This window comes from Phenylobacterium sp. (assembly GCF_044236515.1).
Classification (GTDB): Bacteria; Pseudomonadota; Alphaproteobacteria; order Caulobacterales; family Caulobacteraceae; genus Phenylobacterium.
In genome coordinates, this window is record NZ_JBIIGK010000112.1 from 1 (window position 1) to 9,806 (window position 9,806).

5 protein-coding genes are annotated in these 9,806 nt (G+C 67.1%); 4 read left to right on the plus strand and 1 reads right to left on the minus strand.

The features are described 5' to 3' along the window. From cysD to ACILRF_RS11570, 4 genes are all read left to right on the plus strand, one after another. Positions 1-728: sulfate adenylyltransferase subunit CysD (cysD, locus tag ACILRF_RS11555; protein WP_395673013.1), on the plus strand; the 728-nt coding region annotated here is incomplete at its 5' end. Next, positions 728-2,617 carry a sulfate adenylyltransferase subunit CysN gene (cysN, locus tag ACILRF_RS11560; protein ID WP_395673015.1) on the plus strand — a complete coding sequence of 630 codons (1,890 nt, stop codon included), beginning with the start codon at positions 728-730 and terminating at the stop codon, positions 2,615-2,617. The genes cysD and cysN, both read left to right, overlap by 1 nt. Positions 2,618-2,665: 48 nt before the next feature. Next, positions 2,666-3,676: an NAD-dependent epimerase gene (locus ACILRF_RS11565; RefSeq protein WP_395673017.1), complete on the plus strand. Its 1,011-nt coding sequence runs from the start codon at positions 2,666-2,668 to the stop codon at positions 3,674-3,676. A 143-nt stretch (positions 3,677-3,819) separates the two neighbouring features. Then, positions 3,820-4,503, plus strand: coding sequence for a polysaccharide biosynthesis/export family protein (locus ACILRF_RS11570; protein ID WP_395673019.1), 684 nt, complete (start codon positions 3,820-3,822; stop codon positions 4,501-4,503). A gap of 20 nt (positions 4,504-4,523) precedes the next feature. On the opposite strand, the gene ACILRF_RS11575 is transcribed toward ACILRF_RS11570, so the two are convergent. Then, entirely contained in the window at positions 4,524-9,662 is a 5,139-nt protein-coding gene (locus ACILRF_RS11575; RefSeq protein WP_395673021.1) for a Calx-beta domain-containing protein, read from the minus strand. Positions 9,663-9,806 lie beyond the last annotated feature (144 nt).

Below are 9,806 nucleotides of genomic sequence, written 5' to 3' on the forward strand. Positions count from 1 at the left end.
TGCTGCACGTCGACACGACCTGGAAGTTCCAGGCGATGTACCAGATGCGCGAGCGGATGGCCCGCGAGCTCGGCTTCGACCTGCTGGTGCACAAGAACCCGGAGGCCGAGGCGCGCGGCATCAACCCGTTCGACCACGGCCCGCTGCACACCGACATGTGGAAGACCGAGGGGCTGAAGCAGGCTCTCGACAAGTACGGCTTCGACGCGGCCTTCGGCGGCGCCCGGCGCGACGAGGAGAAGTCGCGGGCCAAGGAGCGGATCTTCTCGTTCCGCTCGGCCCAGCATCGCTGGGACCCGAAGAACCAGCGCCCCGAGCTCTGGCGGCTCTACAACACCCGCAAGAACCCGGGCGAGAGCATCCGCGTCTTCCCGCTGTCGAACTGGACCGAGCTCGACATCTGGCAATACATCCACCTCGAGAACATCCCGATCGTGCCGCTCTACTTCTCGGCCGAGCGGCCGGTGGTCGAGCGCGACGGCACGCTGCTGATGGTCGACGACGACCGCTTCCGCCTGAAGCCCGGCGAGACCCCGCAGATGCGCTCGGTGCGCTTCCGCACCCTCGGCTGCTACCCGCTGACCGGCGCCGTCGAGAGCACCGCCTCGACCCTCCCCGAGATCATCCAGGAAATGCTCCTGACCACCACCTCCGAGCGCCAGGGCCGGGTCATCGACCACGACCAGTCCGCCTCGATGGAGAAGAAGAAGCAGGAGGGGTATTTCTGATGTCCCACCAGTCCGATCTCATCGCGCAGGACATCGAGGCCTACCTCCACGCCCACGAGCACAAGTCGCTGCTGCGGTTCCTGACCTGCGGCTCGGTGGACGACGGCAAGTCGACCCTGATCGGCCGGCTGCTCTACGACTCCAAGATGATCTTCGAGGACCAGCTGGCGGCCCTCGAGGCCGACAGCCGCAAGGTCGGCACCCAGGGCGGCGACATCGACTTCGCCCTCCTGGTCGACGGCCTGGCCGCCGAGCGCGAGCAGGGCATCACCATCGACGTCGCCTACCGGTTCTTCTCGACCGACAAGCGCAAGTTCATCGTCGCCGACACCCCGGGCCACGAGCAGTACACCCGCAACATGGTCACCGGCGCCTCGACCGCCGACGCCGCCATCATCCTGATCGACGCCCGCCGCGGGGTGCTGACCCAGACCCGCCGGCACAGCTACCTCGTGAACCTGCTCGGCATCCGCCACGTCGTCCTGGCCATCAACAAGATGGACCTCGTGGACTGGAGCCAGGAAGTCTTCGACCAGATCCTCGCCGACTATTCGGCCTTCGCCGAGCAGATCGGCCTGACCGGCTTCACCGCCATCCCGATGTCGGCGCTCAAGGGCGACAACATCACCGAGCGCAGCGACAAGGCCCCCTGGTACGCCGGCCCGCCGCTGATGCGCTGGCTGGAAGACGCCCCCATCGAGGACGACCTGCGCGAGCAGCCGTTCCGCATGCCGGTGCAGTGGGTCAACCGCCCCAACCTCGACTTCCGCGGCTTCTCCGGCTTCGTCTCGGCCGGCGTCGTCAGGCCTGGCGACAAGGTCAAGGCCCTGCCGTCCGGGCGCGAGAGCACCGTGACCCGCATCGTCACCATGGGCGGCGACCTTGCCGAGGCCGTCGCCGGCCAGTCGGTGACCCTGACCCTCGCCGACGAGATCGACGTCTCCCGCGGCGACGTCCTGGCCGTCGCGGGCCAGCCGCCCTCCGTCGCCGACCAGTTCGAGGCCACCCTCGTCTGGTTCGACGACGAGGCCATGCTGCCCGGCCGCCCCTACCTGCTGAAACTCGGGGCCCGCACCGTGGCCGCCCAGGTCACCGAGCCCAAGTACAAGGTCAATGTGAACACCCTCGAGCAGCTCGCCGCCAAGCGGCTCGAGCTCAACGAGATCGGCGTGGTGAATCTCTCCACCGACGCACCATTCGCCTTCGACGCCTACGCCGAAGACAAGGACCTCGGCGGCTTCATTCTCGTCGACCGGATCTCCAATCGCACGGTCGGCGCCGGCATGCTGCACTTCGCCCTGCGCCGTAGCCAGAACATCCACTGGCAGGCGCTCGACATCGATAAGAGAAGCCGCGCCGCGGCCAAGGCACAGAAGCCGAGGGTGGTCTGGTTCACCGGCCTCTCCGGAGCCGGCAAGTCGACCATCGCCAACCTGCTTGAGAAGCGCCTGCTGGCCGACGGCAAGCACACCTATCTTCTCGATGGGGACAACGTCCGTCATGGCCTCAACAAGGACCTCGGCTTCACCGACGAAGATCGCGTCGAAAACATCCGCCGCGTCGCCGAGGTCTCGAAGCTGATGGTCGACGCCGGCCTCATTGTGCTGGTGAGCTTCATCTCGCCGTTCCGCGCCGAGCGGCGCATGGCGCGGGAACTGATCGGCGAACTCGAGTTCGTCGAGGTGTTCGTAGACACGCCGATCGCGGAGGCGGAACGCCGTGACGTGAAGGGCCTCTACAAGAAGGCGCGGGCCGGCGAGCTGAAGAACTTCACCGGCATCGACAGCCCTTACGAGGCCCCCGAGCACGCCGAGATCCACATCGACACCACCGCCATGACCCCGGAAGAGGCCGCCGAAGCGATCCACGCTCGCCTTGCGGCGGGTTGACGGCGGAAAGCGCAAGCGAACCCGAAGGTTCGAAGGAGGAGGGCGTCGGTGTCTGTATTAGTGACCGGGACCGCGGGGTTCATCGGCTTTCACCTCGCGCGGCGGCTGCTCGCACGTGGCGAGGAGGTTGTCGGCCTCGACAACATGAACGCCTACTACGATCCCGCCTTGAAGCGGGCCCGCCGGAACGTTCTCATCGAGAACGGCGCCTACCGCCACCTTGAGATCAACCTCGAAGATCGCGACGCCATGCGCGCGCTCTTTGACGAGGTCCGCCCCAGCCAAATCGTCAACCTCGCCGCACAGGCCGGCGTGCGCTACAGCCTGGAAAACCCCGAGGCCTACGTGGACTCGAACCTCGTCGGCTTCCTGAACATTTTGGAGGGCTGTCGTGCAGTCGGGCCCCAGCACCTCGTCTACGCCTCGACGAGTTCCGTCTACGGGGCGAACGGCAACCTGCCCTTCAACGTGCACGAGTCCGCGGTGCATCCGATCACGGTCTATGCCGCCACGAAGATCGCCAACGAAGCCATGGCGCACAGCTACTCACACCTCTTCGGCTTTCCTTCCACGGGCCTGCGCTTCTTCACGGTCTACGGGCCTTGGGGACGGCCGGACATGGCGCTCTTCAAGTTCACCGACGCGATCCTCAAAGGCCGCCCTATCGACGTGTACGGGGAGGGCAGGATGCAGCGCGACTTTACTTACGTGGACGACATCGTCGACGGCCTGGTCGCCGCCCTCGACCGGGCGCCCGGGATCGATCCCGCGTGGGACCCCCTGGCCCCCGACCCCGCGACCAGCGGCGTCGCCCCCTGGCGGATCCTTAACCTGGGCAACTCCAGCCGAGTTGAGCTGATGCGTTACATCGACGTTCTGCAGGAGACCCTCGGCCGCAAGGCGGTGCTCAATTTGATGCCGATGCAGATGGGCGACGTGGCGCGCACCGAGGCCGACATCCGCGAGACCCGCGACGTGCTTGGCTACGCACCGTCCACCGCGATCGAGGCGGGCGTGGCGCGGTTCGTAGAGTGGTACCGAGAGTACTATGGCGTCTGATCGAGACCCGTCGCCGACCCCCGGAAACGGCGTGCTTTCTTAGCGGATGTTAGAGTTTGCGCCGGCATCCGGGGCCTACCTTTCGACAGCGAGCCTTAAGGCGACGACGCAAATCGGCGGGTCGCGATTCCGGAGTCCATGTCATGCGCAGGTCCAGACCCGCCCTCGCCGCTGTCGCGGCGATCATCCTGACAACGGCCGCGGCGCCCGCGGTCGCCGGCCCCAGCCTGCCTCCTCCGGAGTCGGCCGCCCTGATCTCCACCGCCGCCGCGGACTACCGGATCGGGGCCCAGGACAAGATTGAGGTCAACGTCTTCGGCATCGAAGAACTCAAGCGCGAGGTGCAGGTCGATTCCGGCGGCAAGATTCTGCTGCCGCTGATCGGCCAGGTTCAGGCCGGCGGCCGCACGCCTGCGGAATTGTCCACGGACATCGAAGGCCTGCTGCGCCAGAACTACATGAAGGACCCGAAGGTTATCGTCACAGTCAATGAGGCCCAGGGCCAGAAGGTGACGGTCGACGGCGCGGTCCTGCAGCCGGGTGTCTATCCGCTGGCGGGGCCGACCACACTTCTGCAGGCTGTTTCATTGGCGCGGGGCCCCGACCCTCGGCTGGCGAACACCAGACGCGTGGCGATCTTCCGGACGGTCGGGGGCAAGCGCCACAGCGCCTTCTTCGACCTCGCGCAGATCCGCTCCGGTAAATCTGAGGATCCACAGGTGTTCGGCAACGACATCGTCGTGGTCGATATGTCGGGCGCCAAAAGCTTCATGCAGAACTTCCAAGGCGGCTTCAGCCTCCTCGGGGCCCTGTTGCGCCCGTGGTGAGCTGGGCTTGAGCTCGGACCTCAGTTCAGCAGGAACGAGCCCAGACTGAGCGCGTACTTGTTGCTGAGGGTGGCGAACTGCACCGCGTCGGCCGCGTCGCCCCCGTTCAAGTCCAGATAAAGAGCGCCTGTGGAGGCGACGTAGTGCAACGCCGCGACATCCGCGGTGCTGGGTCCGAGGCCGTTGACGAACAGCACCTGGGAGCCCGAGACGCCCATTCCGAGCAGGTCCAGCTCGACCTTATCGTTGCCGCTGAAGTCGGTGATGACGTCGATGCCGCCATCGAGGCGTTCGAACCTGAAGACGTCCAGGCCGGAACTGCCCGTCAGGTTGTCCGAACCCGCACCGCCCACGAGGGTGTCGTTGTGGTTGTTGCCCTTGAGGATGTCGTCACCGGCCCCGCCGCGAACCAGGTCGTCCTGATCTCCGCCGGAGACGGTGTCGGCGCCGTCGTCGCCGTCCAACACGTCATCGCCGCCGTTGCCGAAGATCTTGTCGTCGCCCGCCAGGCCTTGAACCGTGTCGCCGACCGCGCCGCCGCTCAGCAGGTCGGGGCCGCTGGTGCCGAGCATGACAAAGCCGTCGTCGTTCGTGATGGAGCCGGAGGCCGTCGCCTGCGTAACTATCGACCCGGTGGGATTGGAGAGGGTGATGGTGAAGCCCTCGTCAGGCTCGAAAGCGGTGTCGCCGGCGACATCGAAGGTGATCACCTTGGAGGTCTCGCCAGCGGCGAAGCTCACCTGGCCGCTAGGCAGGGAGCCGCCAAAGTCGGCAGCGTCGGCCGCGGACGCGCCTGATCCGCTTACCACCCAGTCCGCCGTGGCGGCGCCGGACAGGTCGCCGGAGCGGGTGACGGTGAAGGTGAAAACAGTAGCGCCGCTGTCGCCCTCAGCATGGATGGCGCTGGTCGCGGCTAGGCTAAGAGCGGCCGGCGCGTCGTCGTCGTTGGTGATCGATCCGGCGGCGGTCGCCTGAGCGATGATGAAGCCGGCCGAGGGGTTGGAGAGGGTGACCGTGAAGCCTTCGTCCGGTTCGTAGGCCGTATCGCCCGCCACGTCCAGGGTGATCACCTTGGAGCTCTCGCCGGTGGCGAAACTGACCTGGCCGCTCGGCAGGGCGCCGCCGAAGTCAGCGGCGTTGGCCGGCGAGGCGCCAGATCCGCTCACCGCCCAGCTGACCGTCGTGGAGCCGGACAGGTCGCCCGTGCGCGTGACGGCGAAGGTGAAGGAGGCGGAGCCGCTGTTTCCCTCGGCCTGGACCGCGTTGGCCGCGGCTACGCTCAACGACGGGGCGGCGTCGTCGTTGGTGATCGAGCCGCTGGCGGTGGCCTGAGTGATGGCGCCGCCAGTAGGGTTGGAGAGGGTGACGGTGAAGCCTTCGTTGGCCTCGAACACCGTGTCGCCCGCTGCATAGACGCTAATTGTCTTAGAGGCCTCGCCGGCGGCAAAGCTCACCTGACCGCTGGGCAGGGCGCCGCCAAAGTCGGCGGCGTCGGCCGCGGATGCGCCGGATCCGCTCACCGCCCAGTCGACTGTCGTGACGCCGGACAGGTCGCCGGAGCGCGTGACGGTGAAGGTGAGGGTGGTCAAGCCGCTATTTCCTTCCGCCCTGGTGGCGCTGGCTGCCGCCAGGCTCAGCATAGGCGACGCCGCGCCGCCGTTGATGAATGAGAACGAGCCCAGGCTGAGGGCGTACTTGTTGCTGAGGGTGGCGAACTGAACCGCGTCGGCCGTGTCGCCCCCGTTCAGGTCGATATAAAGGGCGCCCGTCGAGGCGACGTAGTGCAACGCCGCCTGGTTCGCGGTGCTGGTCGAGAGGCCGTTGACGAACACCACCTGGCCGCCCGTGACCCCGAGCCCGAGCAGATCGAGCTCGACCTTGTCGTTGCCGCTGAAGTCGGTGATGACGTCAACGCTGCCGTCGAGACTTTCGAACCGGAACACGTCGAGGCCGGAGCTGCCGGTCAGGCTGTCCGTCCCAGCACCCCCCACCAGGGTGTCGTTGTGGTTGTTGCCCTTTAGGACGTCGTCACCGGCCCCGCCGAGGATGAAATCGTCCTGATCGCCGCCGGTGACCGTGTCGGCGCCGTCGCCAGCGTCCACCACGTCGTCGCCGCCGTTGCCGGTGATCTTGTCGTTTCCGCCCAGCCCCTGGATGGTATCGCCGTCAGCTCCGCCGTTCAGCGCGTCAGCACCGCTGGTGCCGGTCAGGACGAAGACGTCGTCGTTGGTGATGGAGCCGACCGCCGTCGCCTGAATGATGGCGGTGTTGCTGGTCGCATTGAACAGGGTGACCGTAAAGTTCTCGTCCGGTTCGAAGGCTGTATCGCCCGCCACGTTGAAGGTGATCACCTTTGATGTCTCGCCGGCGGCGAAATTCACCTGGCCGCTCGGCAGGGCGCCGCCGAAGTCGGCGGCGTCGGCCGGAGAGGCCCCCGTTCCGCTCACCGTCCAGCTCGCCGCGGCGGGGCCGGAGAGGTCGCCCGAGCGCGTGACCGTGAAGGTGTAGGCGGCCGTGCCGCTGTTCCCCTCCGCATGGGTGGCGCTCGTCGCGGCCAGGCTGAGCGACGACGCGGCGGGGTCGTCGTTGACGATCGAGCCCACGGCCGTGGCTTGGGTGGTGGCCCCGCCGGAGGGGTTGGACAGGGTGACGGTGAAGGCCTCGTCCGGCTCGAAGACGGTGTCGCCCGCCACCTGGACCGTGACCACCTTGGCGGCCTCGCCGGCCGCGAAGCTGACCTGGCCGCTCGGCAGGGCGCCTCCGAAGTCGGCGCTGTCGGCCGGGGAGAGCCCCGATCCGCTCACCGTCCAGTCGACCGTGGCGGGGCCGGAGAGGTCACCCGAGCGGGTGACGGTGAAGGTGAAGGCGGTGGAGCCGCTGTTCCCCTCCGCCTTGACAGCGTTTGTCGCGGCCAGGCTGAGCGACGGGACTCCCAGTCGGAGGACGTTGTTGGTGAAACCGTTGGCGCTCTCGACCTCCAGCTGGCCGCGGACGGCGCCTTGCAGCGTGATCACGGTCTCGAAGACGCCGTTGTTGTCGCCATCGATCCTCAGCAAGGCATTGGAGCCGGCAAGGTCGAGTTGCACATTCGCCGCGCTCGCCAGGCTCTGGCTGAGCACGATCCTGTCGCCGTCATAGTCGCTGATCAGGTCGCCGTTGAGCTCCGCCCGTGAGCCCGCGATCGTGTCGACGCCGGCTCCGCCCGTGATGGTGTCGGCTCCCAGGCCGCCCGACAACGTGTCGGCGCCGGCGCCGCCGCTCATCAGGTTGTCTGCGCTGTTGCCGCTGCCATTGAAGCCGCCGACCCCGGTGAAAACCAGTTCTTCGACATTGACCGGGAGCACGTAGGTGGAAAGCGCGGTCTGGACCCTGTCCTGGCCGGCGTCGGCGTTTTCCGTGACCACGTCGCCGACCTGGACGATGTAGGTGTCGTCTCCGGCTCCGCCGACGAGGGTGTCCTTCAGGCCGTCGGCTCCGCCGCTAAGCGTGTCGTCGCCCGGCCCGCCGGTGATCTTGTTGACCAGCCCGTTGCCGGTTCCCTGGAATCCAACGGCGGCGTCCAGCCCGATGAAGGTGAGCTTCTCGATGTAGCTTCCGAGCGTGTAGCTCGTCAGCGTGGTTTTCACCGTGTCCGTGCCGCCCGCGTCTCCGCCGTTGACCGCATCGACCTCGCTGACCACGTCGCCGACGTTGTCGACCGTGTAGCTGTCGCCGCCAGCGCCGCCGAGGAGCGTGTCGGCGCCAGCGAGTCCGTTCAGGGCGTCATTCCCGTCGCCCCCGATGATCAGGTTGTCGCTCGCGTTGCCGAAACCCTTGAACGCTGCGGCGCCCGTGTAGACGAGTTCCTCGACCTCGGCCCGAAGGATGTAGGTGGCGAGGTCGGTCCGGACCCTGTCGCGCCCGGCCCCGGCGCTTTCATTGACGAGATCGCCGGCCATGACGATGTAGACGTCATCACCGGCGCCGCCCACCAGCGTGTCGATCGCGCTGTCCATCCCGCCGCTCAGCGTGTCGGCGCCGGATCCGCCGGTCATCAGATTGGCCAGTTCGTTCCCGGTCCCCGCGAAGCTGCCCGAGCCGACAAACGTCAGGTTCTCGATGTTGGCGGCCAGGCCGACGCTGGTGAATATCGTCCGGACCGTGTCCCGACCTTCGCCGGCGCGCTCGACCACCTGATCGCCCGCGTGGTCGACGTAATAGGTGTCGTCGCCGAGCCCGCCGATCATCGTATCGGCGCCGCTTCCGCCGTTGAGGAGATCGCCCCCGCCGAGACCGACCAGCCTGTTGGCTCCGCCGTCTCCGATGAGCACGTCGCGATACGCCGAACCCTCGAGGTTCTCGATCGAGATCAGTTGGTCGGACGCCGTGCGCGACAGCCCGCCGTTGTCCCCGCCGAGCCTCGTCGCGAGCGCCTCGTACCAGTTGGCGGCGATCTTCGTGTATCCGGAAGGGTTGGGGTGCAATCCGGGGTCGTGCGGCGGGGCGGTGATGTCGGCGGGCGTCAGGTCGCTCATGTCGACATAGGTGACGTCGATACCTGCGGTGCGCTTCTGGGCGATGAGGTCGGGGATCATCGCATTGTAGGCCTGCGCCAGCGCAATGCGGGTGGCCGGCTGATCGTCGGTCATCGGCGGGATTGGGCCGACGAACAGCCTCGGCGCGTTCGGCTGAGCGGCGATGTCGTCGATCAGGCGCGAGAGCTTGTTGAGTATCTGGGTGGCGGTCGGAAGGGGATTGCCCTTGGTGTTGTTGGTGCCGGCGATCAGCAGCACTACGTCCGGGTTGGCTGCGGCAATCCAGGTGGCGACGTTGGCGTCCATCTGGTCGATGGTCCAGCCCGGATGGCCTTCGTTATCCGCGTCCTCGATATTTCCGCCGACGACCGAACCGACGAAGTTTATCGCCAGGTCGTTCGCGACGGTGAGGTCCCAGAGCGGGCCCCGGTAGCCGCCGGCGGTTTCCCACTGAACGCCAAAGGTGATGGAATCCCCAAGCGGCATGATGCGCGGCGCAAAGGCGACGGTTCCGCTTGCCAGGTTCGCCATGACGCCCGTCGTGGCGCTTGCGTAGCTGGCTGTGTCGTTCCCAGGACCACCGTCCAGCGTCTGCCCGCCGGCGTTGCCGGAAAGGAGATCGTCCCCGTCCGATCCGGTGGGCATGAACAGGCCTCCTGAGAGCGGGGCGTTGCGACCAGAAACGGAAGCTAATAGCCCGCGGGCGCGCCTCAGACCCCATCATCGGACACATTGCAGGGGCGGGCGCCGGCTTGGAGGCGGCCATCCGAACATCGGTTATTGCTGTCT